Below are 26,099 nucleotides of genomic sequence, written 5' to 3'. Positions count from 1 at the left end.
CCTTTGAGCGCACTCACGGACGATCAGACCGGACGCGGGGGCCGTCCGGCAAACGGAACCGCTACGACCGTCGAGAACCCGCCACAGACCGCCCTCACCGGATCCCCCGCCCCCCACTCCCACAGCACCGTCACCAAGGAACTCGCCCATCGCACCACAGAGACGGACGTCTTCCCCGCCCGGTGGGTCCGAATCTCCGGCACCCGTTTCCGCTTCACCGCGCACTGGCCGGCCACCCACCCCTTCTTCGGCCCCGTGGACGACCGCCACCAGGACCCGATGGTCGTAGGCGAAACGTTGCGGCAGGCCTCCATGGTGCTGGCGCACGCCGAGTTCGGCGCCCCGGCCGACACACACTTCGTCATGTGGGACCTGACGGTCCACGTCGACCCGTCCGCGCTCCTGCTGGCGGAAGCCGCCGAGCCGGTCGAGTTCGACGTCGTGTGCTCCGAGGTGCGCCGCCGCGGCCGCGGCCTGCACAGCATGCGGACCACGATGGAGTTCCGCCGCGCCGGGCGGCTCGTCGCACGCGGCACCGGCAGCACCGCCTGCACCTCCCCGCGCGCCTACCGCCGCCTGCGGGCAGACAGGCTGAACGCCCTGGACACCCCGGTCCCACTGCTGCCCGGCATATCCCCGCGGACCGCGGGGCGGACCCGTGCCGACGACGTCGTCCTCGCACCCGCGGACCGCCCCGGCGTCTGGCACCTGCGCGTCGACATCGGCCACCCGGTGTTCTTCCCACGGCCCAACGACCACGTCCCCGGCATGGTCCTGTTCGAGGCGGCCCGCCAGGCCGCGACCGCCGCGTCCGGCCTGCACCCCTTCCTGCCGATCACGATGACGGCCGGCTTCAACCGGTACGCCGAACTGCACAGCCCCTGCCGGATCGAGACCGAGATCCTCGACGAGCACCCCGGGGAGGTGACCGTAGGGGTGTCGGGGCGGCAGGACGGCGAGCCGGTCTTCACCGCCGCCCTGACCGCCGCCCGGCCGCCGCGGGTACGGTCCCTGTCGTGACGGTCAAGATTCTGGTCACGGGCGCGAGCGGCTTCGTCGGCAGCCGGGTCGCCGCCACGGCACAACGGCAACCGGACGCCCACGTACGCCTGTTGTCCCGGCACGCACCGCACGGCCCCGAGTACGTCCACGGCGACCTCTGCACCCCGCCCTCCCTGCGCGGCGTCTGCGCCGACACCGATGTCCTGGTGCACTGCGCCGCGCGGATCGGCGGCGACGCCGAGACCGCCGAGGCGGTCAACGACCACGGCACCCGTGCCCTGGTCGAGGAGGCCGTGCGCGCCGGAGTGCGCCGGATCGTGTACGTCAGCACGGCCGCCGTCCACGGCCGGGGCCCCTTCCGCGGCGTGGGCCCCGGGGAGGTGCCGATCGCGCCCGCCTCGCCCACCAGCCGCACCCGGGCCGCCGCCGAACGGTACGTCCTCGACGCCGGCGGCCTGGTGCTGCGCCCGCACCTCGTGTACGGCGAGGGCGATCGCTGGGTGATCCCCGGGCTGGTGTGGCTGATGAAGGAGCTGCCGGCCACCACCCTGACCGGCTGCGAGGCGCTCCAGTCGATGATCGACGTCGACACCCTGGGCCGTGCGGTGGTGGCCGCCGCGCTCTCCCCGGCGCCCGGCGGCGGTGTGCACCAGGTCAACCACCCCGAGCCGGTGCCGGTCCCGGACCTGCTGGCGTCCGTGGGCCGGGAGTTGGAGGAGCCCGGCGGCGGGACGGCCGTGGACGTCGCCACCGCTCTGGACCGGGCCGCCGGCTCTCCCCTCGCCCTCCATCACCTCGGCATGCTCACGGTCGACCACTGGTTCGTGGACGACGCGTTCTGGAAGGACTACGACTGCTCGCCCGGCGAGGGGTTCGCGGCCGCGTTCCGCCGCGCGGCGCCCTGGTACCGCGCGTTCCTCCAGGGCCCGGAGAGTCTCCTGACGGCCTAGGCCTGTGCCGCCGCTGGGCATGGGCCGCTGCCCGGATCCCGGCCGTGCAAGAGCACCGGAAGTTCCTCGTGCCCGGTGGAGATGATGGACCGCAGCCGCTCCGGCGGACGCGACGGGTCGGCCAGGGCCAGCCGCGGGAAGCGCGCGAACAGGGACGTCAGGGCCACGGTGGCCTCGGCCATGGCCAGGGGCCGGCCCAGGCAGTGGTGCACGCCGTGGCCGAAGGACACGTGGTCGCGGCTGGTGACACGTGTGACGTCGAAGCGCTCGGCGTCCGGGCCGTGCCGGTCTGGATCGCGCCCGGCGCCCGCGAAGGAGACCACGAGCGGGTCGCCCTTCGGGATGGTCAGGCCCGGCTCGATCTCGATGTCCTCGACGGCGTAGCGCAGACCCGACATGGCGCCCGGCGCCTCGAAGCGCAGCGACTCCTCCAGGGCGTCCTCCCAGGTCGCCTTCCCGGAGCGGACGAGGTCGAGCTGGTCGGGGTGGGCGAGCAGGCTGTGCACGGTGTTGTCGATGAGGTTGACGGTCGTCTCGAACCCGGCGGTGAGCAACAGGATCAGGTTGTCCATCAACTCCTGTTCGATCATGCTCCCTTCGTCGCGCGCGGTGATGAGCGCCGTCGTCAGGTCGTCGGCCGGGTGCTCGCGCTTGTACCGGAGGAAAGCGGTCAGCGTGCCGTAGAGGTCGACGGCGTTGGCCTGGGCGTCCTCCAGGGAGATCGCCGTGTCGAAGAAGCGGCTGATGATGCGGTAGAGGGCCGCGCGCGGACCGTCCTCGCCGGGCGGTACGCCGAAGAGCTCGCACACCACCTCGTGCGGGACGGGCGCCGCGAACGCCGCCCGCAGATCGACGACTTCGCCCTCGGGGACGCGCTCCAGGGCGTCCAGAGCCCGGTCGACGATCTCCCGGACGCGCGGCAGCAGTGCGTCGACGCGGCGCTTGGTGAAGGCGGCGGCCATCGGCTTGCGCAGCCGGCTGTGGTCGGAGCCGTAGGCGGTGACCATGTTGCGCACCGAGACCCAGATGGCGAGCGGCCAGGTGCGGGAGATGTCCCCGTTGATCCAGGCCGGCCAGTGCTGGTAGGCGTCCTTGCTCGTCTCGGGGCCCGCCAGGAGCCGCTTGTTCAGCTCCAGGCCGGTGATCCACCACGCCCGGACTCCGCCGGGGAGTTCGACCTCCACGGCCGGGCCCCGGGCGCGGATCCGGGATATCTCGCCGTAGAGGTCCTGACCGGTCGGATCGATCGACAGGAAGGGGCAGGCCTGCTGTGCCATGACTCATCGCTCCTTGGTCCAGAGGCTGGGGGACCATCGTCCGGGTCGAGGGGCGAAAAAACTTGGCAACCGGTTTGTTTTGGCCATGGCTTCACTCGCGGTCAACGGCAGCAGGCGGCAGTGGCAGTGGCAGGGGCGACAGGCGGCAGGCGGCAGGCGGCAGGCGGCAGGCGGCTACCGCACTGCGAGCCCCACCCGGCCCGCCTCCGCCTGAACGCCCGGCCCTGCCGGCGCGCTCCCCACGGATCCGCTTCCCGTCGGCCCGCTCCCCGCCGACCCGCTCCCCGCGGGATCCAGCGTCCCGGCCAGGCAAGGCGCCGCCAGGCACGGCAGCAGCAGCTGCCACAGGTCGGTCAGTGAAGGCCGGGCGAGCCAGCCGTCGTCCTCGCGGGCCAGCACCTCGATGCCGGTCGTGGCGGCCAGGACGACGGCGCTGGTGCGCCGCGGCGTCACCCCGGCGGCGAGTTCACCCTCGCGCTCCGCCTCGGTCAGCAGCCCCTGCACGCACTGGCGCCACTCCCGGCGCAGGTCCCGCACCCGCCCGGCGACCTGCTCGGCGTTCAGCCGCAGCCCGGCCCGGACCACGACGTCGGCGCAGAGCAGCCGGGCGACGTGGTGGGTGACGTCCACGAGGCGTTGCAGGGCGCTGCCGTCGCCGTCGCGGTGACAGGCCGCCGCCTCGCGCAGGGCTTGTTCGGCCGCGTGCTCGACGGCCTCCGCGACGGCGGCCTTGTTGGCGAAGTGGAAGTGCAGCGCGCCGGGACTGACACCGGCTCCCGCGCTGATCTCCGCCAGGCCGGCCCGGACGTATCCGCGGGCCTCGAACTGCTCGGCCGCCGACCGGATCAGCGCGAGACGGGTCCGGACGGCCCGGTCCTGTTTGGTCACCCGTGGCTCCCCTGCAGGGCTCTGATGGCGACGCCATGAAACCAACTCGCGACGCCATGAAACCAACTCGCTGGTTTTTATACAACGCGTCGACAGCCCAGGGGGCTCGAGTCGGCTCCTGGGCGCTAGGCGCGCAGATACGCCAGCACGGCCAGCACCCGGCGGTGGGTCGCGTCCGCGGGCGGCAGGTCCAGCTTGGTGAGGATGCCGGACACGTGCTTGCCCACGGCGGCCTCGGAGACGACGAGTTCGCGGGCGATCGCGCTGTTGGACCTGCCCTCGGCGATCAGCGCCAGCACCTCCCGCTCGCGCGGGGTGAGCCGCTCCAGCGGGTCGCGGCGGCGGCGCAGCAACTGCCGTACGACCTCGGGGTCGACGACCGTGCCGCCGTCCGCCACCTTGCCGAGCGCCTCGACGAACTCCTCCACCTGGCCGACACGGTCCTTGAGCAGATAGCCGACGCCCGTGCCGTCGCCGGAGTCCAGCAGCTCGGCGGCGTACCGGCGCTGCACGTACTGGCTGAGGACCAGCACGGGCAGCGTGGGCCGCTCCCCGCGCAGCCGCACGGCCGCGTGCAGCCCCTCGTCCTGAAAGCCGGGCGGCATGCGTACGTCCGTGACGACCACGTCCGGGTCGTGCTCCCCGACGGCCACGACCAGGGCCTCGGCGTCCCCCACGGCCGCGACGACCTCGTGCCCGCAGCGCCCGAGCAGTCCGACCAGCCCGTCCCGCAGCAGGACGCTGTCCTCCGCCAGGACGACCCGCAGGGGCCGCTCAACTCGCAGGCTCACAAGGGATCTCCACACGCAGCAGGGTCGGTCCGCCGGGCGGACTGGACAGGGAGAGTCTGCCATCGAGCACCGACACCCGGTCCGCGAGTCCGGTCAGTCCGCTGCCCTGCCCGGCCCGTGCGCCACCGCGCCCGTCGTCGCGTATCCGCAGCAGCAGCCGCCCGTCGCGGTGCCCGCCGCTCACCTCGGCCCGGCTCGCGCCGCTGTGCCGGCCCACGTTGGCGAGCGCCTCGCACACCACGAAGTACGCGGCGGCCTCGACCGCCGGGGAGAGCCGGCCGGGCAGCTCCAGATCGACGTCCACGGGCACGGCCGACCGGTCCGCGGCGTCGGCGACGGCGGCTTCGAGGCCGTAGTCGGCGAGCACCTTGGGGTGGATGCCGTGGATGAGCTCCCGCAGTTCCGCCAGGGCCGTACCCGCCTCCTGGTGCGCCTTGGCGAGCTGGTCGGCGAGCGGGCCGGGCGGGGCGTCGAGACGGGCCAGCCCGAGCGTCATCGTCAGGGCGACGAGCCGCTGCTGCGCCCCGTCGTGCAGATCACGCTCGATACGCCGCCGCTCCGCCTCGAAGGCGTCCACCAACCGCACCCGCGAGCGGGCCAGTTCGACCACCCTGGCCCCCAGGTCGGCCTCCCGCGGCGCGACCAGCAGCCGCGCCAGCCCGGCCCGGCCCCCGGCCACCACGCCCAGCAGATAGGCACCCAGGACGAGCAGGACCAGCCCGAGAACGGCCCACCCGGCAGCAGCCGGCCAGGTCGTGACCAGCCACACCTTGAGGACCTTGGCCTCGCCGAGGACGGCCAGGAGCAGCGGGGTGGCCACCACGGCGAGCGGCCCCAGCAGGAACACGGTGAACGCGAGGGCGTCGACGGGCCACAACAGCCCCGCGAACAGCAGGGCATGGCCCAGCTCCCGCCAGGTGGCCCGCTCCCGCAGCCGCGTCGACAGCCAGGCGCGCAGCCCCGGCTCCCCGGGCGGCCGGTGCGGGTCCGACGCCGGCTCCGCGTCGACCAGCCGCAGCCGCAGCCGCTCCAGTGCCGCCACCGGAATGCCCGCCAGGGCCGTCCCGAGCAGCACCGGCAGCCCCACCAGTGCGAGCGCGAGCACTGAGCCGGCCGTCGCCGAGAGCACGATCCCGACGAGCACGACAGCACCGGTCACCGCGCCGGTGAGCAGGTAACACGCCGACCGCCACGGCCAAGCCGACAGCGGATAGCGGGGGCGGGACAGGGCCTGCCACACGTTGCGAGGGTGCATGGGGATCACCGTAGAAGCCGCTCCGGGGCCCCGGCCATGGGCGCGGACCGAGGCCCGGGGGTATGCCTGGCCCCACCCCGGGTCTAGGTCCCGCCGCACTGCGCGGACCCACCCCCGCCCGGTTTCGTTGGGGCCACACCGACCCAGGCGACACCTACACCGGGGGACCCATGAAACACGACGCCGTCCAGCTGGACTCGGTCACCAGGACCTACGGACGCGTGCGGGCACTCGACGACGTATCGCTCGCGTTCCCCACCGGGACCTTCACCGCCGTCATGGGCCCCTCCGGCTCCGGCAAGTCGACCCTGCTCCAGTGCGCGGCCGGCCTGGACCGGCCCACCTCCGGGTCGGTCACCGTGGGCGGCACCGAACTGACCGGGCTCGGCGAACGGCGGCTGACCCTGCTGCGGCGCGAGCGCGTCGGGTTCGTCTTCCAGGCGTTCAACCTGCTGCCCTCGCTGACCGCCGAGCAGAACGTGGCGCTGCCCCTGCGCCTGGCCGGCCGCCGCGTACCCTCCGCCCGGGTGCGCCAGGCGCTCGCGCAGGTCGGTCTCGCCGACCGGGCCCGGCACAGACCGTCCGAGCTCTCCGGCGGTCAGCAGCAACGCGTCGCCCTGGCCCGGGCGTTGATCACCCGGCCCGACGTGCTGTTCGGCGACGAACCGACCGGCGCCCTGGACACCCGGACCGGCCGCGAGGTGCTCGGGCTGCTGCGCCGCATGGTCGACAGCGAGGGCCAGACGGTCGTCATGGTCACGCACGACCCGGTGGCCGCGGCCTGCGCCGACCGTGTCGTCTTCCTCGTCGACGGCCGTGTGAGCGGGGAGTTGACCGGCGCCGGCGCCGACACCATCGCCACGCGCATGACCCGCCTAGAGGCCGTCCCGTGCTGAGCGTCACCCTGCGCACGCTGCGCATCCGCTGGGCCGGCTTCACCGGCAGCTTCGTCGCGCTCTGCCTGGGCGTGGCACTGCTCACCGTGATGGGCCTGGCCCTGGCCTCGACGGCCGACGCCCCGGAGCGCGGCCCCGAGCGCTTCGCCGCCGCACCGGTCGTGGTCAAAGGCCAGGACACCCTGCGCGTAGCGACCCCGGTCGGCGACCGCGAGTCCCCGCTCGCCCACCCGCGTCCCGTACCGGCCGCGACCGTCGCCCGGCTGCGGACGCTGGGCCCGGTCGTCGAGGACCGTGCGTTTCCCGTCCGGGCGCCGGGCGGCCCCGCGGACCTGGTGGGCCACCCCTGGTCCACCGCCGCTTTCGCCCCCTACGAACTCACCACCGGCCGGGCACCCCGCGCGTCGGGCGAGGTGGTGGTCACCGGTGACTGGGCGCAGCCGGGGCAGAAGGCGCGCACCGACAAGGGCTCGGTGCGCGTCGTCGGCACGCTCACCGCACGCGGCTTCGAGAACGCCGTGTTCTTCACCGACGCCCACGCCGCCCGACTGGCCCCGACCGTCACCCAGTTCGTCGTGCGGGCCGACCCGGCGTCGGTAGGTAAAGCGGTGGGCGGCAGCGCCCAGGTCCTCACCGGCGACGCCCGCCGTCTCGCCGACGCCGACCCGGGCCGGGACGGTGAGGCGCTCACCGCGATGAACGCCCTGTTCGGCACCGCCGGTGGCGTCACCGCCTTCGTGTCGGTCTTCGTCGTGGCCTCGACCTTCGCCTTCGCGGTCGCCCAGCGCCGCAGGGAGTTCGCCCTGCTGCGCACCGCCGGGGCGACCCCGGCCCAGATCCGCCGGAGCGTCCTCGCCGAGGCCCTCGCCGTCGGCACCCTCGCCTCCGCCGCCGGCTGCGTGCTCGGCTCCCACGCGGCACCACTGCTGGCCGCCCGCGTGGCCGACGAGGGCCTCGCCCCGGCCTGGTTCACCATCGGCGAGCACACCTGGCCCTACCACGCGGCCTTCTGGACAGGCCTGCTCGTCGCCCTGTGCGGAGCGACCGCGGCCTCCTGGCGGGCCGGCCGCACCGCCCCCACCGAGGCCCTGCGCGAGGCCGCGGCCGACCGGGGGCCCCTGACCCGGGGACGCCTGCTCTGCGGCGTGGCCCTCCTGCTCGCCGCCGCCGTGACCCTGGCCCTGGCCCTCACCGCGGACCCGTCCGACCTGCTCCACCGCAAGACGTACATCAGCCGCCCCATGCTGCTGATCACCGCGACCGCCCTGCTCACGCCCCTCGCGCTGCGGCCCCTGACCCGCCTGCCGGCCTGCTTCCCGACGGCCGTCGGCATGCTGGTCCGCGCGAACACGGCCACCGGAGTGCGCCGCACCGCAGCACTCGCGGCCCCCGTCCTCGTCACGGTCGCGCTCGCCGGTTCACTCCTCGGCGCCACCGCGACCCTCAACGACGCGAAGACCACCGAGACGAGCGACCGCACCACCGCCGCCTTCGTCGTCACCCCGGCCGCCGGAACGGCCTTCGACACCGCCACCCTGCACCGGCTGGACGCGGTACCGGGCGCACGGATCTCACCGACGGCGTCGACGACCGTGCACGTCCTGGAGGACGGCGTGGCCCTGATCCGCTCCGAGGCCCGCGCCGCGACCCCCGGCACCCTGGCCGCCACGACCCGCCTGCCCCTCACCGCCGGCAGGCTGAGCGACCTCGACGACGGCTCGATCGTCGTCAACGAGGAGTGGCAGCGGCACCGGGTGGGCGACCGGGTCCGGGTGTGGCTCGGAGACGGCACACCGCGCACCCTCCGCATCGCCGCGGTGATGCCCACCGGCACCGGCGGCAACGGCGTCTACGTCACCCCGCGCAACGCCCCGGGAGCCGGAGTCGACCGCGTGGACGTGGCCCTCGACCGGGGCACGGCCCCGAGCCCCGTCGCCACCGCCCTGCGCGAGGCGATCGGCGCGGGCGGCGGCCAGGTCCTCACCCGGGACGCGTGGATCCGGGCCACCCACCCCGAAACCAACCGCACCACCCGCCTCGGCCTCCTCCTGGTCCTCGGCATCGCCCTGCTCTACACGGGCATCTCCGTGGCCAACACCACGGTCATGGCGGCCGCCGACCGGGTCCGCGACCTGGCCGTGCTGCGGCTGGCCGGAGCCACCCGGTGGCAGGTGCTGCGGCTGACCGCGGCCGAGGCCCTGACGGCCGTCGCGGCCGGCGCGCTCCTCGGCCTGCTGGTCACCGGCGTCAACCTGGCCGGGATCTGGGGCGCCCTCGCCCTGCTGTCGGTCCGGCCCACCGTCACCCTCCCGTGGCAGGCCCTCGGCACGACGGCGCTCGCCTGCGCCCTCCTCGCCGTGGTCTGCGCGACGGTCCCCGCCGCCCTCGCCCTGCGCCGCCGCCCGGCTGACCTCGCCGGGATCCGCGAATAGCCCTGCGGACCGGGTCGATCTCATCATGAGACCAGCCGGGGCAACCCGCCTACAATGGGGCCATGAGACGGACCTCGTTCGGCAACTGGCCCTGCTCGATCGCCCGCACCGCCGACATCCTGGGCGACGCCTGGACCCTGCTGGTCCTGCGCGAGGTCTTCTACGGCGAATCCCGCTTCGACGGCTTCATCGGCACGCTCGGCATCGCCCGCAACACCCTCACCGACCGGCTGCGACGCCTGGAGGCCGAGGGCCTGCTGCGCCGGCACGTCTACCAGCGCGACCCCGTCCGCCACGAGTACCTGCCCACGGACAAGGGCCGCGACTTCTTCGGTGTGCTCGCCGCGATCAACGCCTGGGGCGACCGCTGGCTGGCCGGCGAGGAGGGCGCCCCGGTGGTCCTGCGCCACACGCCCTGCGACCACGACACCGAGGCCCGGGTCGTCTGCTCCGCCTGCGGCGAGCCCCTGCGGCAGCGGGACATGACCGCCCGGACCGGACCGGGCTACCCGGCCCGCCTCTTGGACGACCCGGTCGTACGGGAGCGCTTCGCCCCGGGGCGGACGCTCGGCGACGGCCCGGCCGACCAGGCCTGAGAGCTTCCTCACACGCGGAATCCGGGTCGGGCCCGAGAGAACCGTCACACCCGCCCACACGAAGAACGGGCGGCATCTGATCGATGCCGCCCGTTCCGACGGTGGGGCACCGACGGAATGCGCTGGTCAGCGCCGACACGGGGCCCCAAGAACGTTTCCCGCGCTCGGGGTGATCGTTTCCCACCGCGCAGGTAGCCCCCACGTTGCCTCCCGCAGGCGGAGGACCTCCCAAGGCGGCCGGCGGTCAGAAGCGGCTGACCATCCCCGGGATGCCGGGGGGTGCCGGGACCGGCAGCCGGTTGGGGCTGCGGCGTTCGCCTGCGGCCGGAGCGGCCTTGCAGGTGATGTCCTTCGCGGGGAGCTTGCCGGTGGTCAGGTAGGTGGTGGCCGTCTTGTCGGCGCACGACTTGGTGCCGTAGATGCCGTGTCCGACACCTCCTGCGACCGTGACCATCTTGGAGCCCTTCAAGGCGCGGCGCAGGCCCTGGCCGCTGGTCAGCGGCGTCTGGGAGTCCCACTCGTTCTGGAGGATCAGCGCGCCCACCTTGTTGTCGATCCGGGTCGCGGGCTCGCTGCCGTTCTTCTTCCAGAAGGCGCACGGCTTGATGTGGGAGGCGAAGTCGCCGTACAGCGGGTACCTGCCCTTGTCCCGGATCGCGTCCTTGCGGTACTGCTCGGGATCTCGCGGCCAGGCGCGGGTGTCGGCGCAGACGACGGCCCAGAAGCCGGCGTCGTCGTTGTCCTCGGGCACGGTCCGCCCGAAGGACGGCGGAACCGGCTCGGGCGTCCTGAGTGGCCCGTCGGCGGACGGGGAGGCTCCGGCAGCAACCTTCTTCAACTCGGCGACGGCTTCGGCGGCGTCGCGCGTGCCGAAGAACATGCCCCGGAGGCCGTTTCGGATGTCGTCACCGGTCATCAGCGTGCCGTCGAGGTCGATCGGTTTGCGGTCGGCCTGGGCGACCAGGCCGTAGAAGGTCTTGCGGACCGCCTCGGGGGTCCGGCCCAGCTTGTAGGTGGCGTGCCGCGCGGCGGTCCACTCGGTCCATCGAGTGAAGGCGGGCTCGGCGCCCTCCGCCCAGACCTGGATCATCCCGCGCCAGACCCGGGCCGGGTCGACGGCGCTGTCCAGCACGAAGCGGTCGCTGCGCTTGGGGAACATGTGCGTGTAGACGGACCCGAGGTAGGTGCCGTAGGAGTATCCGAGGTAGGAGATCTTCTTCTCGCCGAGCACGGCGCGGATGACGTCCATGTCCCGGGCGGTGTTGCGGGTGGTGATGTGCCGCAGCTTGTCGCCCTGCTTTCTGTTGCATTTCTCGGCGACGGTCCGGGCCCATTTCACGTCCTTGGTGAACGTCTCGGCCTTGTACGGCCGTTCCCAGTTCCGCTCGTCGGACGTCAGGCCACAGCCGACAGGGGAGCTTCGGCCGATGCCCCGCGGGTCGAAGCCGACGAGGTCGTACTTGTTCTTCACGGCCTTCGGCAGCTCGTCGGCCATGTACTGCGGCATGTCGACGCCAGGCGCGCCCGGGCCACCCGGGTTGAGCAGAAGCACACCGCGCCGATCCTTCTTGGTGCTCGTCTTCATCCTGGATATCGCGAGGTCGAGTTTCTTGGCGCCCGGTCTGCCGTAGTCGAGCGGCACCTTGATCGTGGCGCACTGAAGGGAGGCGGGCGATTCCGTGTCGCAGCGGTGCCAGGACGGTTTCTGCTGGAGGTAGGGGCGGAGGGGGTTCTCCGCGGCGGATGCTGTGGCGGGGGTCAGCGCGGGGACCAGCGTGGTGACGGCGCTGACCGCCAGGAAAAGAGGTATTCGACTGCTGCGCACGTGCGTTGGGTCCTTGGGTCGATGCGTACGGGACGCACCCACCCTGCCGCGCGCGGAGTGCGGATTGATCACTCCACCGGTCCGTGTTTCTCCCACCTTGGACGTACGGGGAGTTGGGGCGGATCGTGCTGGAGTCGGACAACCGCGACTGGCTCTTTGCCATCTACCTCAAGTGGCGTTTTTGAAATTAAGTTGAGCCGTGTACCATCCCAAATGATTCGCGCTTCAAGGACTTTCCTCGCTCCTTTGCGGTGCCAGTTGGGATTCCACCGGCGTCTTCGACAAGAGGCCTGATTCAAGCGGGGCGTTCCGGTCGGTAGTCGTGATCCTTTTCACGCATCTCCCCTTATGCCGGATCTCCCTTGGGATGTCAGAGTCTCGTTCGTGATCACCTCCATGATCTGGAGGTGGGACCACGGAACCGTCTCCCTGACCTGGAGACGAATGAACGACTACTGGGGAATCCACCATGCGTAAGACCACCACGCGCCGCGTCTCTCTGGCCGGGATAGCCGCCGTCACCAGTGCCGCCCTGCTCGCCACCGCGGCTCCCAGCGCCACGGCCGCCGACGACAGCCGGGGCACGGCTCGCGTCGTGACTGCCTCGGCCACGACGCAGTCTCCTGAACTGACGTCAGAGCAGCGCCAGTTCATCGAGCAGGAGATGGGCCCGGAGGCCCTGGCCGAGATCGAGAAGGCCATGAGCCGCAACGGCGGCTTCGCCTTCCCGATCGCCGCGGCGGCCATCGGTGCCGCGGCATGGTGCGCGAAGGGCGCGCTGGCCAGCATTCCCACCTCGGTGCTCAGCGACATCGCGGCAGGCAAGGCCTCCAGCAAGAAGACCTACGTCAGGAACGCCGTCATCGGCTGTCTCGGGGGCGAGATCGGGGGCGTCGTCTGGAAGTTCCTGCCGGGGTGGGTCAAGAACAAGGCCATCAACATGACGATCGCCTTCATCATCAAGTACATCCGCTGACGTTGCTCGGCACCGCGCGAATCCTGGGGCATCCATGGCCTACATCTTCATCTTCGGTTGCTTCCTCCTGTTGGGCGCGGCCAGTTCGCTGGCCGCACGCACGGGGTACCGGGGCAAGGTCTGTGACCGGTCCGACGGGTACGAGGTCCCCGCGGAGGTGAAGTCCGACCCCGGACTGAGGAAACGGGCGAACGACCTGGTGGCCTTCTGGTGCACCGGGGCCGCGGTGCTCAGCTTCGCCCCACTGGTGCCGATCGGCACGGTCATCATGAGCGGCGGTGGCCGAACGGTCGGCACCTGGGGACTTGTGGTCCTCGCCCTCTACGGCCTGGCCGTGGTGACCGTGGGCGCCTACCCGTTCGAGAAGATCAAGAGTCTGGGCCGATCAGCCGAGCGGTGAACAGAGCAGGGACTGCCGCTTCGTGCGCCCGGCTCGAGCGGCCGCCCCGGGCACCGGGTCGGGGCGGCCGACGGACCTGACCTGTGGCGAAGGCCGTGATGGTGCCCGTGTGTGCCTTCAGGGAGCTCGGCCGCGCCTGTCCGCCGGCGGCGCCGCCGACAGACAGTGGACCGCCACGACGTCGGCATCAGGGCAGTCCGGTGGCCGGTACCGCTGGGTGCCCGGCCGCCCTTTCGTGTGCCTCCTGTCTCCTGTGCCTCCGCGTTTCGGTCTACTGGTGGCCGGCCACCCGGGCCAGGCTCTCGCCGAGGCCTTCGCGTCGGATGCGCTGGTCGATGTAGAGCAGAGTGCTGACCAGCTGTATGAAGGCGGTGGCGAGCAGCTGCACCACCATCGTGACGACGACGGTGAGGACCAGATACGTCCACAGGCCGGGCAGCGCGTCGCCGTACACGTCGGTGAAGAACTCGCCGATGTCTGCTGGCGGTTCGTCGTACGGGCCGTAGGCGTCGTACGAGGGCTGCGGACCAGCGAACAGCAGCGGGATCTGAACGATCCACCCCGCGATGCCCACCATGCCCCCGGTGAGCAACAGGATGCCGAACGTGCGCCACCATGCACCGCGGACCAGCCGGAACGAGCGCTTCAGGGCGGTGATCGGGCGGGCCGCCTCAAGGACCGCGGCGGCGGGCGCGAACGAGAAGGAAACCACCAGCCAGGTCACCAAGGGCAGGATCAGCAGCCCGAGCAGGAACACGAGCCCCGGCGCCACCAGGGGGCTCTCGGCCGCCACCAGAAGGGCGATCAGGCTGACCCAGACCAGGAAGAAGAGGGCGACCGGGATCGCGACCAGCAGGTACATGAGGAGTGTGACTCCGAGCACCGACGGTGTACGGGCCCAGGCGCGGCGCCATACCGCACCAAAGGTGGTGCGCCGGCCCAGCACGGCGTGTTCCAGGACCACCGGGCTGACAGCGGAGAGGAACGAGTTCACCACCAGGGTGAGCAGCATGAGCACCACGTACGCCGCTACGACGGAGACCACGATCGGGCTGACCATGGCCCAGGTCGGTTCGTCGGCATGGACCAGCACCTGCCAGTCGTCCTCGACGCTGAGGTAGGCCAGCGTGAAGGCTCCGGCCGCCGCGGCGAAGAGCAGGGCGAGGCCCGCCCCCATCGCGCCGAACAACTGCCGCGCGTACCGCCCCATCGTCGAGAACGCACCGCTGTAGACGGCCCCGAGTCCGAGCGGTGCCAGCGGTATCACGCCCGGTCTGGGCGGTGGCGGCCGCCAGCCGCCCCAGCCGTAGGGACCATATGGCCCCTGCGGACCGTACGGTCCTTGCGGCCCGTTCGTCCCCTGCGGTCCCCACCCCTGCTGCGCCACGCCGTATTCCGTTCTCCTGTTCGGGACGGCATACGTTAGCCCGGCTGGGGCCAGCCGGGGAGGCAGGCGGCTTCGGCCAGGGCTGCCCCGCGGCCTTCGCGGCAGATGCGCTTAGCCGGGAAACCTGCACTTGTCCGCACCCGTCGGCTCCGGCCGGAGGGGGTTCCTTTCTACCTGGCCCGCTTACGCGTGTTGTAGTGGATCGCTCCCGCGGAGAGGACGATCAGAACGGCAGGGACGTAGTACGGGACGGTAGTCCGTACCCCCCACGCAGCGGACACCACGACCATTGCCGCGATGGCGACCGCCGCTATCGCGTACGCCAGCGTGACGGTCACCTTGCTTCTCAACGTCTCGCCTTCCAGGGGTACGCGTACCCCGTGTAATAGCAGAAGTGGGTGTAGCCGGACATTGTCGGCCGCGGCCCGGCGTCCGGCTACCACGGCATCTGCCCTCGAGCTGCTCTCTTCGTCGTTGGGGATGCCTACCAGATCCTCCACATCGAACATGCGGGCGATCGCACGTCCGTAGAGCTGTGCGCGGTGATCGAGAACGCGTTGCACACCGCAATCAGTGTGTAGGCCTGCTGGGCCTGCGGAATGCCGGACTGCAGCACAAGCAGACCGTAGACCACCGAGGCGAAGCCCTTCGGCCCGAACCAGGCGGCGGTCAGCTTCTCCCGGCGGTTGAAGTGCGTGCCGATCAGGGAGATCAGCATGGCTGAAGGCCGGATCAGCACGATCGCCAGCACCACCGCCGCATACCCGCCCAGCGAGAGGTCCCCGAACAGTTGCGGTGTCAGCAGTGCACCGAAGGCCTCCAGCACGCCCTCCCGGGTGGCGTCGCCGAGGACGGTGGGGACGCGCAGGCGGCGGGCCAGTGGGATGCCGCGCGCTTCCGGGTCCTCTTCGACGCACACCACGGGGATGTCGAGCTCCCGGAGACGGGCCAGGACCCGGGTGCCGACCTTGCCGAGGCCGACCAGGACGACGTGGCCGGACAGGCCTGGGGGTGGCCTGCGCAGCGCGGAGGCCGTGCGGAACGTCCCGAGCGCCTCCAGGACGGCCGCGAGCAGCACGGGCATCAGCAGCAGACCGGCCAATCATGCGAGGAGCTGGAGCACTTGACGCGCGGTGGGCTCGCCGAGGGCTGGGTCGCCAATCGCGAACAGGTCGAGCAAGGTGAGGTAGGCGGCGTGCAGCGGGTGGTCGCCGGTGGTCGACCAAGTCGCGACGGCCACCCCCAGGACGCAACCCAGGAGCCCGGCCAGTGACCAGCGCAGCCGGTGCGAGAACAGGGAGCCGAGCGGTAGTCCCCGCCCCGCCAGCCGTCGCAGTGCGTAACCGGAAGCCGTGTGCGTGACCGTTTCGAGGGCCACCGTGCCACGCCCGGTGGCGCCCGCGACCGTGTCGTCGTCCGGCAGCAGAATCGGCGCCTCCCGGCCGCTGGCGTCCGAACCTTCCGCTCCAGCCGGGTCGTTGGTGGTCGACGACAGCAGGGCCAGGGTGCACAGGCCCGGATCGGCAACCCCCGGCCGTGGCCGGGTGGAGTGCGTTCCACGGCGCGCAGCAGCAGTCCGTCGGCCTGGACGACCTTGCTGGTGCCCGCGACGGCGGTGGCCGCGAGCGCGGGTGCCGCGGTGTCGGCGTCCGACAGGACGGTGGTGGATGTGTCCAGGGCCTCGGGGTTCAGGCCGGGGACGGCGAGGGTGGCGGCCTGGTCGAGGAGTTCTTCCAGGTGCTGTCCGAGCTTGCGGTCGTAGAGCCGGATGACCAGGCGCAGCCGGCCGTCCAACTGTCGTGGTACGGCATTAAAGACGCGTAAATATTGCCGGAATCAGGCAATGTCCCGTCCGGTGTCCGCGTGTGACGATGCCTGCCACAACGGGGGATGGGCAAGGAGAGGCGGTGTGCGCGGATGGCCTGGTTTCTCGGGCTCGGCATAGCGGGGGTCGTCCTCCTTGCCCTGTCGTTCGTCCTTGACGGCGTACTCGAAGGACTACTCGACGGAGTCGCCGTGGTGGACGGCCTGCTCGATGGGCTGCTGTCGCTGCCGGTGATCGCCGGGTTCTTGTCCATGTTCGGTTTCTCCGCGGCGATCGTCATGGGGGCAACCGGACTGGGGCCGGTGGGAGCCGCGGTGATCGGGGTGCCGACCGGTGCCCTCACCGGCTGGTTCGCCTACCGCCTGAGCCTTGCTCTGATGCGTGACTCCTCCAGCGCCGCTCCGCGTGACGCCGACCTGGTCGGCGCGTCCGGCTCGGTGGTGACCGCGATCCCCGCCGAGGGCTACGGCGAGGTGCTGGTGCACGTGGCCGGGCAGCCGAGGAAGTTTGCAGCCAAGAGTTCGGTTGCCGTGACCCGCGGAGCCGACGTCTGGGTCGAGCAGGCGCTGTCGCAGTCGGCCGTGTCCGTACGCCCCGTCGAACGCTGACCCGGCGAAACGGTCCTCCTTTCCGGCACCCGGCCGAGGTGCCGTTCTCATCCACACACCCTTTACCGAATGCCGTCCTCTGGGAGGGCTGAGGGGACATCACCATGAGCTCTGTTGCCATCGCGGTGGGAGGAGTCTTCGTACTCCTCGTACTGCTCGCGCTGGTCGTCGTCAGCCGGTACAAGGTCGCCGGGCCCAGCGAGGCGTTCATCGTCACCGGGCGGCGCGGCAAGAAGGCCACCGACCCTGAGACCGGGCGGGTGTTCACCGACAACAGCGGCCAGAAGGTCGTGGTCGGCGGTGGCGTGTTCGTCGTGCCGTTCGTGCTGCAGAGGTTCACGCTCGACCTGTCCTCGCGGCACATTCCGGTCGCGGTGCGCGGCGCGGTCACGCTGCGCGGTGTGAAGGCCAACCTGGAGGGTGTCGCCATCGTCAAGGTCGGCGGCGGCGAGGACGCCATCCGGGCCGCCGCCCAGCGGTTCCTGATGCAGCAGGACGGCATCGTCGGCTTCACCCAGGAGGTGCTCTCCGGCGCGCTGCGCGCCATCGTGGGCCGGATGTCGGTGGAGGACATCATCCGGGACCGGGCCGCGTTCGCCGGACAGGTGGCGGAAGAGGCGGAGGCGAGCCTGTCCGGGCAGGGCCTGGTGCTGGACGCCTTCCAGATCCAGGACATCACCACCGAGGGCTCCTACCTCGAGGACCTCGGCCGGCCCGAGGCCGCCCGCGCCAAGCAGGAGGCCGACATCGCCGAGGCGGTCGCCCGGCGCGCGGCCGAGCAGGCGCGGCTGAAGGCCGAGGAGGAGATCGCGATCGCGCAGCGGACCTTCTACCTCAAGCAGGCCGAGATAAAGGCCGAGACCGACGAGGCCGCGGCCCGGGCGGCGGCCGCCGGCCCGCTGGCGGAGGCCGCACGTCAGCAGGAGATCCTCGCCCAGCAGGAGAAGGTCGCCGAACGGCAGGCCGAACTCACCGACCGACAGCTCGACACCCAGGTCCGCAAGCCCGCCGACGCCCAGCGCTACGCCGCCGAACAGGAGGCTGAGGCCAAGCGCGTCGCCCGCGTGAAGCAGGCCGAAGCGGACAAGGCGGCCGGCATCGCCGCCGCACAGGCGGAGGCCGAGCGGGCCCGGCTCACGGGTGAGGGCGAGAAGCAGCAGCGCAGCGCCCTGGCCGAGGCCCACGCGATCGAGGGCCTCAAGCAGGGCGAGGCCGAACGGTCCCGGCGTGCGGCGATCGCCGAGGCGGTGCGGCTGGAGGGCGAAGCCGAGGCGGCGGCGATCGGCGCGAAGGGAGAGGCCGAGGCCGAGGCGATGCGCAAGAAGGCCGACGCCTTCGCCCAGTACGGCGACGCGGCCGTGCTGCAGATGCTCGTCGAAGTGCTGCCGCAGGTCGTCGCGAAGGCGTCCGAGCCGCTCAGCGCGGTGGACAAGATGACGGTCATCTCCACCGACGGCGCCAGCCAGCTGTCCCGCACCGTCGCCGACAACGTGGCCCAGGGCGTCGAACTCCTCAGCTCGACCACGGGAGTCGACCTCGCCGAGCTGCTGAAGAACATCACCCAGCGCAACAGCGACGTCCAGCCCTCGACCACGCCGGCCACCGCCGAGGCCAACGGAAAGATCCAGATCGGCTGAGAGTAGGCAGCCGGCACAGGGGCCCGCGCGGCAGTGTGCCGCCGGGCCCCGTCCTGTGGCGATCGCGGCAGACGGCGCTGCCGGCCCCTTCAGCGGCTGCTGGCTCCTCCGGTGGTTCCACGCCGAAGCCCTCCCGAGCACACGCGGCGCGACACCTCCCTGCGCCGCCGGATGGCACACGGCAACATCTACAAGCCGGACAAGATCGACGCGGCCCTCTCCAACCACTTCCGGCCCGGCAACCTAACCGCCCTGCGAGAGCCGGCGCTGCTGTGGGTGGCCGACGGGGTGGACGAATACCTGCAGCAGTACAGGGGCGAGCACGGCGTATCGAAGATCTGTGCGGCATCGCCGCCCAGACCCTCCTCCTGGCCTTCCCGCTCGCCCACGCCAACCGCCGCAAACTCGCCTCCTGGGCCGACGCCATCGCCCTTGGCGGCGAACGGCCCCGCCGACGGCCCACTCGCCGCCGCAGGACCAAGCCCCTGGGCACGTGGACCCCCAAGGGCCACATCACGCAGCGCTGAGACCTTCCTCACAGAGCGCGCACCCCGAGAACCGGTCAAGCAAGATCCACACACGAAAGCGGACCGGGCCCTCAGTCACCGACGATCCGCTTCACCATGCCCAGAGACGGACATCACACCGCAGAAACAGGAATGGGCGGCATCGCCATCGCGATGCCGCCCATTCCGTCGGTGCAGCTAGAGCACTTTCTCGGTGCTCCATGGTGCGCGAGGGGGGAGTTGAACCCCCACGCCCTTGCGGGCACTGGAACCTGAATCCAGCGCGTCTGCCTATTCCGCCACCCGCGCATTGGGTGTGTCCTGGGCGTCTGCCCCTTGGGGCGGGCGCCTTCCGACACCCAGAACATTAGCACGCTGGAAGGGGTGGGTTCACATCCCTTGTCCCCGCAGGCAGACCCCCCACCGAACCCTCGATGTCCCTGCCACGTATCAACCCGTACCGGTTCACGTATCAACCTCGTACCGGTACCCGCCGTCTCCGCAGGAGGGGGTCGGGGTCCACAGTCAGGTGCGGGACACTGGTCTTCGGACGCCTCTACGATCCTTGCAGGCATACCGGAGGCGGTTACGCGCAGCAGTACCACCGGAGGAGTTCGAAGAGGAGCCCCACAGGGAACTTCGTCAGGCGTCGACACCCGTCGGCCGCGCTGACAGGGGGAACCAGCCGATCGACCGACGCGTGGATACGATCAGTAAGCAGTACCAGCAGAACCCGGCAAGCGGCCCGCAGGGCAGTACACAGGACGGCAGCCAAGGAGGAGGTGCCCCATGGGAGTCCTGAAGAAGTTCGAGCAACGTCTCGAAGGTCTGGTCAACGGCACCTTCGCCAAGGTGTTCAAGTCCGAGGTCCAGCCCGTGGAGATCGCGGGAGCGCTGCAGCGCGAGTGCGACAACAACGCCACCATCTGGAACCGCGACCGGACGGTCGTGCCCAACGACTTCATCGTCGAGCTGAGCACCCCCGACTTCGAGCGGCTCAGCCCCTACTCCGGCCAGCTCGGCGACGAGCTCGCCGGCATGGTCCGCGACTACGCCAAGCAGCAGCGCTACACCTTCATGGGCCCGATCAAGGTGCACCTGGAGAAGGCGGACGACCTCGACACCGGCCTGTACCGGGTGCGCAGCCGCACGCTCGCCTCCTCCAGCAGCCAGCAGGCCGGCCCCGGAGGCGGCGCCGCCGCACCCGCCGCCCCGCAGGGCTCACGCCCCGGCGGCTACGGCTACCCGCCGTCCGCGGCACCCTCCGGCGCCCCGCCCATGCCGTCCGCGCCGCCCCCCGGCGGCCGTCCCGGCGGCTACGGCTACCCGCCCGCCGCGAGCGGCCAGCGGCCCCCGGCCGCCGGCGGACGCACCCGCCACTGGATCGAGATCAACGGCACCCGCCACCAGATCTCCCGCGCGACGCTCGTGATGGGCCGCAGCACCGACGCCGACGTGCGGATCGACGACCCCGGCGTCTCCCGCCGGCACTGCGAGATCCGGACCGGAACGCCCTCGACGATCCAGGATCTCGGATCCACCAACGGCATCGTGGTGGACGGGCAGCACACCACCCGCGCTACGCTCCGCGACGGCTCGCGGATCGTCGTGGGCAGCACCACCATCATTTACCGGCAAGCCGAAGGGTGAAGCGGGGGCAATGTCAGAGCTGACCCTCACGGTCATGCGGCTGGGTTTCCTGGCCGTACTGTGGCTGTTCGTGATCGTGGCCGTGCAGGTCATCCGCAGCGACCTGTTCGGTACGCGTGTCACGCAGCGCGGTTCGCGCCGCGAGGCAGGCAGGCAGCAGCAGGCCGCCGCCGCCCGCCAGGCGCCGCCGCAGCAGCGCCAGCAGCCCGCCGGAGGACGGCGCGGCCGCAACGCCCCCACCAAGCTGGTCGTCACCGAGGGCACCCTCACCGGCACCACGGTCGCGCTCCAGGGCCAGACCATCACCCTGGGCCGGGCGCACGACTCGACGATCGTGCTGGACGACGACTACGCCTCCAGCCGCCATGCCAGGATCTACCCGGACCGCGACGGCCAGTGGATCGTCGAGGACCTCGGCTCCACCAACGGCACGTACCTGGACCGGTCCCGGCTGACGACTCCCACACCGATTGCGCTGGGCGCGCCGATCCGCATCGGCAAGACCGTCATCGAGCTGCGGAAGTAGTGCTACATCATGGATAGGCGCGAGCGGAGCGAGCACGCAGTGGCGGGCCCCACCCCGGCCCCCCGCGCGCTCCCGACCGGAGGGTGGGCAGTGTGGCTCGACACGACCGGCTGTACCCGGAGCCGACAGGCGAGGTGCGCATGAGTCTGTCACTGCGCTTCGCGGCCGGATCGCACAAGGGCATGATCCGGGAGGGCAACGAGGACTCCGGTTACGCCGGCCCGCGCCTGCTCGCCATCGCCGACGGCATGGGCGGCGCCGCGGCCGGTGAGGTCGCCTCCTCCGAGGCCATCTCCACCATCGTCGCCCTCGACGACGACGTCCCCGGCTCCGACGTCCTCACCTCGCTCGGCACCGCCGTGCAGCGCGCCAACGACCAACTGCGCTCGATGGTCGAGGACGACCCCCAGCTGGAAGGCATGGGCACCACCCTGACCGCCCTGCTGTGGACGGGTCAGCGCCTCGGCCTGGTGCACGTCGGCGACTCGCGCGCCTACCTGCTCCGCGACGGCGTCCTCACCCAGATCACCCAGGACCACACCTGGGTGCAGCGCCTGGTCGACGAGGGCCGGATCACCGAGGAAGAGGCGACCACGCACCCGCAGCGCTCGCTGCTGATGCGCGCCCTCGGATCCGGCGACCACGTCGAGCCGGACCTGTCCATCCGCGAGGTCCGCGCCGGCGACCGCTACCTCATCTGCTCCGACGGCCTGTCCGGCGTGGTGTCCCACCAGACCCTGGAGGACACCCTCGCCAGCTACCAGGGCCCCCAGGAGACCGTCCAGAACCTCATCGAACTGGCGCTGCGCGGCGGCGGCCCGGACAACATCACGGTCATCATCGCCGACGTCCTCGACCTCGACACCGGCGACACCCTCGCCGGGCAGCTGTCCGACACCCCCGTCGTGGTCGGCGCCGTCGCCGAGAACCAGCACCAGTTGCACGACAACGGCATCATGCAGACCCCCGCCGGCCGCGCCTCCGGGCTCGGCCGCCAGGGACACGGCCGCAGCGGAGGCGGCGAGTTCGGCCCGCCCGGATCCGGCGACACCACCGGCTACATCCCGGCCACCGGCTTCGACTACGGCGACGACGACTTCACCAAGCCCCGTAAGAAGGGCCGGTGGCTGAAGAGATCCCTCTACGGCGCCCTCGCGCTCGCCGTCATCGGCGGCGGCCTCTACGGCGGATACCGCTGGACGCAGACGCAGTACTACGTCGGCACCGAGGACGAGCACGTCGCCCTGTACCGGGGCATCAGCCAGGACCTCGCCTGGGTCTCGCTCTCGAAGGTCGAGAAGGACCACCCCGAGATCGAACTCAAGTACCTGCCGCCCTACCAGCAGAAGCTGGTCGAGGCGACCATCCCCGAGGGCGGACTCAAGGACGCCCAGGCGAAGATCCAGGAACTGTCGGTGCAGGCCTCCGCGTGCAAGAAGGAGGCGCAGCGGCGCGACGCCGAGAGCAAGAACAACTCCAAGACCGGCGAAGGCGAGGCCGGGGGCACCACGGGAACCACTCCCGCCTCCTTCACGTCCAAGGCCACACCGACGCCGAACCCGTCCAGCCCGTCGGGTTCACCGTCGGCCCCGGAGAAGTCCACGCCCCCGACCACGACCGCACCCACTCCCAGCCCCGGCCCCAGCCTCTCGGAGGAAGAGCAGAAGGTCGTCTCGCTGTGCGGTAAGCAGTAGCCGTGAGAGGCCCTGTCACACGATGAGCGGTACGAATACGTCGCACTCGCCGACGAACCACACGTCCACGATCGGCGCCATCGGCGCGCCGAGCCGGCGCAACACCGAGCTCGCACTGCTGGTGTTCGCCGTCGTCATCCCGGTGTTCGCCTACGCCAACGTCGGCCTGGCCCTCCACGACTCGGTGCCGCCGGGCCTGCTGAGCTACGGGCTCGGGCTCGGCCTGCTCGCGGGCGTGGGCCATCTCGCCGTACGGAAGTTCGCGCCGTACGCCGACCCGCTGATGCTGCCGCTGGCGACGCTGCTCAACGGGCTCGGTCTGGTCATCATCTGGCGCCTGGATCAGTCGGAGAAGCTGCAGGCGAGCAAGCAGTTCGTAGAGGCGGCTCCCCGGCAGCTGCTGTACTCCGCGATGGGCGTCGCCCTGCTGGTGGTCGTGCTGCTCTTCCTCAAGGACCACCGGGTCCTGCAGCGCTACACGTACATCTCCATGGCCGGTGCGCTGTTGCTGCTGGTTCTGCCGCTCGTGCCCGGACTCGGCGCCAACATCTACGGCGCCAAGATCTGGATCAAGATCCCCGGCCTCGGCACGCTGCAGCCCGGTGAGTTCGCGAAGATCGCCCTCGCGGTGTTCTTCGCCGGCTACCTCATGGTCAAGAGAGACGCCCTGGCCCTGGCCAGCCGCCGCTTCGTGGGCCTGTACCTGCCGCGCGGCCGCGACCTCGGTCCGATCCTCGTCGTCTGGGTGATCTCGATCCTCATCCTCGTCTTCGAGACCGACCTCGGTACGTCCCTGCTGTTCTTCGGGATGTTCGTCATCATGCTGTACGTCGCCACCGAGCGGACCAGCTGGATCGTCTTCGGTCTGCTGATGTCCGCGGTCGGCGCCGTCGGCGTGGCGAGCTTCGAACCGCACATCCAGACCCGTGTGCAGGCCTGGCTGGACCCGATGCGCGAGTTCGAGCTGAGCCGGGCGGGCGAACTGGGCCACACCGAGCAGGCCATGCAGGCCCTGTGGGCCTTCGGCTCCGGCGGCACGCTCGGCACCGGTCTCGGACAGGGCAACTCCGACCTCATCGGCTTCGCCGCCAACTCCGACTTCATCCTCGCCACCTTCGGCGAGGAACTGGGCCTGGCCGGCGTCATGGCGATCATGCTGCTCTACGGCCTGATCGTCGAGCGCGGCGTGCGCACCGCCCTCGCGGCCCGCGACCCGTTCGGCAAACTGCTGGCCATCGGCCTGTCCGGCGCCTTCGCCCTCCAGGTCTTCGTCGTGGCCGGCGGTGTGATGGGCCTCATCCCGCTGACCGGTATGACGCTGCCGTTCGTGGCGTACGGCGGATCCTCCGTGATCGCCAACTGGGCCCTGATCGGCATCCTGTTGAGAATCAGCGACACGGCCCGCCGCCCGGCACCCGCTCCCGCCGCCAACCCCGACGCCGAGATGACCCAGGTGGTCCGCCCGTCATGAACAAGCCCCTGCGCCGGATCGCGATCTTCTGCGGCCTGCTCGTCCTGGCCCTGCTGATCCGTGACAACTGGATCCAGTACGTCCAGGCCGACGAGCTCAGGACCGACAAGAACAACCGCCGCGTCATCATCGAGCGCTACGCCTCCCCCCGCGGCGACATCATCGTCGACGGGAAGCCGATCACCGGTTCCGCCGAGACGCCGGGCAGCGACTTCAAGTTCAAGCGCACCTACAAGGACGGCCCCATGTGGGCGCCCGTCACCGGCTACGCTTCGCAGGCCTTCGGCGCCAGCCAGATCGAGAACCTCGAGGACGGCATCCTCACCGGCAACGACGACCGGCTGTTCTTCCGCAACACGCTCGACATGCTCACGGGCAAGAAGCAGCAGGGCGGCAACGTCGTCACGACGCTGAACGCCGCCGCGCAGAAGGCCGCGTACAACGGCCTGAAGCGACAGGGGGGCAAGGGCTCCGTCGTCGCCCTGGATCCGTCCACGGGCAAGATCCTCGCCCTCGCCTCCTACCCGTCCTACGACCCCTCCTCCTTCGCGGGCAACTCCACGTCGAAGGACGGCGGGGCCTGGAACAAGCTGCAGAAGAAGAACAACCCGAACGACCCGATGCTCAACCGGGCGCTGCGCGAGACCTACCCCCCCGGCTCCACCTTCAAGGTCGTCACCGCGGCCGCGGCGCTGGAGGACGGGCTGTACACGTCCGCCGACGCCAAGACGAACTCGCCGGACCCGTGGGTCATGACAGGCACCACCACCAAGCTGCCCAACGAGGGCAACATCCCCTGCGAGAACGCGACGTTGCGGGTCGCCCTCCAGTACTCCTGCAACACCGTCTTCGGCAAGATCGGCGCCGACCTGGGCAACGACAAGATGCTGGACATGGCAAAGAAGTTCGGCTTCGGCGAGGAGCACTTCACCCCGGTCCGCGCCAACGCCTCGGTCTTCTCCGACGACATGAACCCCTCGCAGACCGCGCTGTCCTCGATCGGTCAGTTCAACACCGCCGCGACCCCGCTGCAGATGGCCATGGTCGCCTCGGCCGTCGCCAACGACGGCAAGCTGATGAAGCCGTACATGGTGGACGAGCTCCAGTCGCCCGGCCTCGACCCCATCGAGAAGACCGACCCGAAGGAGCTGAGCCAGCCGCTGTCGGCGGAGAACGCCCAGATCCTGCAGTCGATGATGGAGACCGTCGTCGAGAAGGGCACCGGCTCCAACGCCAAGATCGACGGCGTCAAGGTGGGCGGCAAGACCGGTACCGCCCAGCACGGCGTCGACAACAGCGAGAACCCCTACGCCTGGTTCATCTCCTACGCCAAGGGCGAGGACGGCAGCTCGCCGGTCGCCGTGGCGGTCGTCGTCGAGGACGACAACGCCGTCCGTGACGACATCTCCGGCGGCGGCCTCGCGGCGCCGATCGCGAGGAACGTGATGGAGGCGGTCATCGACAGCAAGAAGTGACCCCGCTCACGCCTGCTTCACATCGGTGCACG

21 protein-coding genes, 1 tRNA gene and 2 pseudogenes are annotated in these 26,099 nt (G+C 71.1%); 15 read left to right on the top strand and 9 right to left on the bottom strand.

Going from position 1 to position 26,099, the window contains the following annotated elements:
• The first annotated feature begins 3 nt into the window (after window positions 1–3).
• Both K4G64_RS09615 and K4G64_RS09610 read left to right on the top strand, forming a co-directional pair.
• Window positions 4–1,020, top strand: coding sequence for a ScbA/BarX family gamma-butyrolactone biosynthesis protein (locus tag K4G64_RS09615; protein ID WP_260460232.1), 1,017 nt, complete (start codon window positions 4–6; stop codon window positions 1,018–1,020).
• Window positions 1,017–1,952 (top strand): NAD(P)-dependent oxidoreductase, encoded by a 936-nt coding sequence (locus K4G64_RS09610; protein WP_221755597.1) that lies wholly within the window; start codon window positions 1,017–1,019, stop codon window positions 1,950–1,952. The genes K4G64_RS09615 and K4G64_RS09610 overlap by 4 nt, the downstream gene beginning before the upstream one ends.
• Here K4G64_RS09610 and K4G64_RS09605 read toward each other — a convergent pair.
• The 4 genes from K4G64_RS09605 to K4G64_RS09590 form a co-directional block, all read right to left on the bottom strand.
• The gene (locus K4G64_RS09605) at window positions 1,949–3,229 is read right to left on the bottom strand and encodes a cytochrome P450 (RefSeq protein ID WP_221755596.1); all 1,281 of its coding nucleotides are present in this window, start codon (window positions 3,227–3,229) and stop codon (window positions 1,949–1,951) included. The genes K4G64_RS09610 and K4G64_RS09605 overlap by 4 nt on opposite strands.
• A 174-nt stretch (window positions 3,230–3,403) precedes the next feature.
• On the bottom strand, window positions 3,404–4,117 hold the full coding sequence (locus K4G64_RS09600; protein ID WP_221755595.1) for a ScbR family autoregulator-binding transcription factor: 714 nt from the start codon (window positions 4,115–4,117) through the stop codon (window positions 3,404–3,406).
• A gap of 125 nt (window positions 4,118–4,242) precedes the next feature.
• Window positions 4,243–4,902, bottom strand: a complete 660-nt coding sequence (locus K4G64_RS09595; protein ID WP_221755617.1) for a response regulator transcription factor — start codon at window positions 4,900–4,902, stop codon at window positions 4,243–4,245.
• Window positions 4,892–6,163, bottom strand: a complete 1,272-nt coding sequence (locus tag K4G64_RS09590; RefSeq protein WP_221755594.1) for a sensor histidine kinase — start codon at window positions 6,161–6,163, stop codon at window positions 4,892–4,894. The genes K4G64_RS09595 and K4G64_RS09590 overlap by 11 nt, the downstream gene beginning before the upstream one ends.
• 170 nt (window positions 6,164–6,333) lie before the next feature.
• Here K4G64_RS09590 and K4G64_RS09585 point away from each other — a divergent pair, with 170 nt between their 5' ends.
• From K4G64_RS09585 to K4G64_RS09575, 3 genes are all read left to right on the top strand, one after another.
• The gene (locus K4G64_RS09585) at window positions 6,334–7,059 is read left to right on the top strand and encodes an ABC transporter ATP-binding protein (RefSeq protein WP_221755593.1); all 726 of its coding nucleotides are present in this window, start codon (window positions 6,334–6,336) and stop codon (window positions 7,057–7,059) included.
• Window positions 7,053–9,491 carry an FtsX-like permease family protein gene (locus K4G64_RS09580; RefSeq protein ID WP_221755592.1) on the top strand — a complete coding sequence of 813 codons (2,439 nt, stop codon included), beginning with the start codon at window positions 7,053–7,055 and terminating at the stop codon, window positions 9,489–9,491. The genes K4G64_RS09585 and K4G64_RS09580 overlap by 7 nt, the downstream gene beginning before the upstream one ends.
• A 62-nt stretch (window positions 9,492–9,553) precedes the next feature.
• Complete coding sequence (locus tag K4G64_RS09575; protein ID WP_221755591.1) at window positions 9,554–10,087, top strand: helix-turn-helix domain-containing protein; 534 nt, start codon at window positions 9,554–9,556, stop codon at window positions 10,085–10,087.
• 244 nt (window positions 10,088–10,331) lie between these two features.
• On the opposite strand, the gene K4G64_RS09570 is transcribed toward K4G64_RS09575, so the two are convergent.
• Window positions 10,332–11,912 (bottom strand): alpha/beta hydrolase, encoded by a 1,581-nt coding sequence (locus tag K4G64_RS09570; RefSeq protein ID WP_221755590.1) that lies wholly within the window; start codon window positions 11,910–11,912, stop codon window positions 10,332–10,334.
• A gap of 469 nt (window positions 11,913–12,381) precedes the next feature.
• On the opposite strand from K4G64_RS09570, the gene K4G64_RS09565 reads away from it, so the two are divergent.
• Together K4G64_RS09565 and K4G64_RS09560 are read left to right on the top strand one after the other, a co-directional pair.
• Window positions 12,382–12,888 (top strand): hypothetical protein, encoded by a 507-nt coding sequence (locus K4G64_RS09565; protein ID WP_221755589.1) that lies wholly within the window; start codon window positions 12,382–12,384, stop codon window positions 12,886–12,888.
• Between the two features lie 34 nt (window positions 12,889–12,922).
• The gene (locus K4G64_RS09560) at window positions 12,923–13,288 is read left to right on the top strand and encodes a hypothetical protein (protein ID WP_221755588.1); all 366 of its coding nucleotides are present in this window, start codon (window positions 12,923–12,925) and stop codon (window positions 13,286–13,288) included.
• A gap of 271 nt (window positions 13,289–13,559) precedes the next feature.
• Here K4G64_RS09560 and K4G64_RS09555 read toward each other — a convergent pair whose 3' ends face one another.
• The 3 genes and pseudogenes from K4G64_RS09555 to K4G64_RS09545 form a co-directional block, all read right to left on the bottom strand.
• A complete protein-coding gene (locus K4G64_RS09555; protein WP_221755587.1) occupies window positions 13,560–14,555 on the bottom strand; it encodes a hypothetical protein in 996 nt (331 codons plus the stop codon).
• Between the two features lie 290 nt (window positions 14,556–14,845).
• Complete coding sequence (locus K4G64_RS41355) at window positions 14,846–15,184, bottom strand: hypothetical protein (RefSeq protein WP_374206392.1); 339 nt, start codon at window positions 15,182–15,184, stop codon at window positions 14,846–14,848.
• Window positions 15,160–16,475: pseudogene (locus K4G64_RS09545) on the bottom strand (NAD-binding protein); the annotation flags it as partial. The gene K4G64_RS41355 and the pseudogene K4G64_RS09545, both read right to left, overlap by 25 nt.
• A gap of 117 nt (window positions 16,476–16,592) precedes the next feature.
• On the opposite strand from K4G64_RS09545, the gene K4G64_RS09540 reads away from it, so the two are divergent.
• The 3 genes and pseudogenes from K4G64_RS09540 to K4G64_RS09530 form a co-directional block, all read left to right on the top strand.
• Complete coding sequence (locus tag K4G64_RS09540; RefSeq protein ID WP_221755586.1) at window positions 16,593–17,108, top strand: hypothetical protein; 516 nt, start codon at window positions 16,593–16,595, stop codon at window positions 17,106–17,108.
• Window positions 17,109–17,212: 104 nt separating this feature from the next.
• Window positions 17,213–18,745, top strand: a complete 1,533-nt coding sequence (locus K4G64_RS09535) for a flotillin family protein (protein ID WP_221755585.1) — start codon at window positions 17,213–17,215, stop codon at window positions 18,743–18,745.
• Between the two features lie 156 nt (window positions 18,746–18,901).
• Window positions 18,902–19,084: pseudogene (locus tag K4G64_RS09530) on the top strand (sensor histidine kinase KdpD); the annotation flags it as partial.
• Between the two features lie 389 nt (window positions 19,085–19,473).
• Here K4G64_RS09530 and K4G64_RS09525 read toward each other — a convergent pair.
• Window positions 19,474–19,560 (bottom strand) — tRNA-Leu (locus tag K4G64_RS09525).
• A 480-nt stretch (window positions 19,561–20,040) separates the two neighbouring features.
• Here K4G64_RS09525 and K4G64_RS09520 point away from each other — a divergent pair.
• The 5 genes from K4G64_RS09520 to K4G64_RS09500 all read left to right on the top strand — a co-directional run bounded on the left by K4G64_RS09520 (window position 20,041) and on the right by K4G64_RS09500 (window position 26,067).
• The gene (locus tag K4G64_RS09520; RefSeq protein ID WP_221755584.1) at window positions 20,041–20,901 is read left to right on the top strand and encodes a DUF3662 and FHA domain-containing protein; all 861 of its coding nucleotides are present in this window, start codon (window positions 20,041–20,043) and stop codon (window positions 20,899–20,901) included.
• 10 nt (window positions 20,902–20,911) lie between these two features.
• Window positions 20,912–21,427 carry an FHA domain-containing protein gene (locus K4G64_RS09515; protein WP_142161889.1) on the top strand — a complete coding sequence of 172 codons (516 nt, stop codon included), beginning with the start codon at window positions 20,912–20,914 and terminating at the stop codon, window positions 21,425–21,427.
• 140 nt (window positions 21,428–21,567) lie between these two features.
• Window positions 21,568–23,121, top strand: coding sequence for a Stp1/IreP family PP2C-type Ser/Thr phosphatase (locus tag K4G64_RS09510; protein ID WP_260460231.1), 1,554 nt, complete (start codon window positions 21,568–21,570; stop codon window positions 23,119–23,121).
• A 22-nt stretch (window positions 23,122–23,143) separates the two neighbouring features.
• Window positions 23,144–24,592, top strand: a complete 1,449-nt coding sequence (locus tag K4G64_RS09505) for an FtsW/RodA/SpoVE family cell cycle protein (RefSeq protein ID WP_221755582.1) — start codon at window positions 23,144–23,146, stop codon at window positions 24,590–24,592.
• Window positions 24,589–26,067, top strand: a complete 1,479-nt coding sequence (locus tag K4G64_RS09500; protein ID WP_221755581.1) for a penicillin-binding protein 2 — start codon at window positions 24,589–24,591, stop codon at window positions 26,065–26,067. Before K4G64_RS09505 ends, K4G64_RS09500 begins: the two co-directional genes overlap by 4 nt.
• The last annotated feature ends 32 nt before the right edge of the window (window positions 26,068–26,099 follow it).

Source organism: Streptomyces sp. WAC04114, from assembly GCF_019733245.1.
GTDB classification, from domain to species: Bacteria; Actinomycetota; Actinomycetes; order Streptomycetales; family Streptomycetaceae; genus Streptomyces; species Streptomyces massasporeus_A.
This window is presented reverse-complemented; position numbering and strand designations above follow the sequence as displayed.

Coding starts and splice junctions, on each gene's coding strand:
- K4G64_RS09575 (WP_221755591.1), top strand. CDS start 9,554: ATGAGACGGACCTCGTTCGGCAACTGGCCCTGCTCGATCGCCCGCACC.
- K4G64_RS09520 (WP_221755584.1), top strand. CDS start 20,041: ATGGGAGTCCTGAAGAAGTTCGAGCAACGTCTCGAAGGTCTGGTCAAC.
- K4G64_RS09540 (WP_221755586.1), top strand. CDS start 16,593: ATGGCCTGGTTTCTCGGGCTCGGCATAGCGGGGGTCGTCCTCCTTGCC.
- K4G64_RS41355 (WP_374206392.1), bottom strand. CDS start 15,184: ATGTTCGATGTGGAGGATCTGGTAGGCATCCCCAACGACGAAGAGAGC.
- K4G64_RS09560 (WP_221755588.1), top strand. CDS start 12,923: ATGGCCTACATCTTCATCTTCGGTTGCTTCCTCCTGTTGGGCGCGGCC.
- K4G64_RS09605 (WP_221755596.1), bottom strand. CDS start 3,229: ATGGCACAGCAGGCCTGCCCCTTCCTGTCGATCGATCCGACCGGTCAG.
- K4G64_RS09590 (WP_221755594.1), bottom strand. CDS start 6,163: ATGCACCCTCGCAACGTGTGGCAGGCCCTGTCCCGCCCCCGCTATCCG.
- K4G64_RS09505 (WP_221755582.1), top strand. CDS start 23,144: ATGAGCGGTACGAATACGTCGCACTCGCCGACGAACCACACGTCCACG.
- K4G64_RS09585 (WP_221755593.1), top strand. CDS start 6,334: ATGAAACACGACGCCGTCCAGCTGGACTCGGTCACCAGGACCTACGGA.
- K4G64_RS09500 (WP_221755581.1), top strand. CDS start 24,589: ATGAACAAGCCCCTGCGCCGGATCGCGATCTTCTGCGGCCTGCTCGTC.
- K4G64_RS09510 (WP_260460231.1), top strand. CDS start 21,568: ATGAGTCTGTCACTGCGCTTCGCGGCCGGATCGCACAAGGGCATGATC.
- K4G64_RS09515 (WP_142161889.1), top strand. CDS start 20,912: ATGTCAGAGCTGACCCTCACGGTCATGCGGCTGGGTTTCCTGGCCGTA.
- K4G64_RS09565 (WP_221755589.1), top strand. CDS start 12,382: ATGCGTAAGACCACCACGCGCCGCGTCTCTCTGGCCGGGATAGCCGCC.
- K4G64_RS09535 (WP_221755585.1), top strand. CDS start 17,213: ATGAGCTCTGTTGCCATCGCGGTGGGAGGAGTCTTCGTACTCCTCGTA.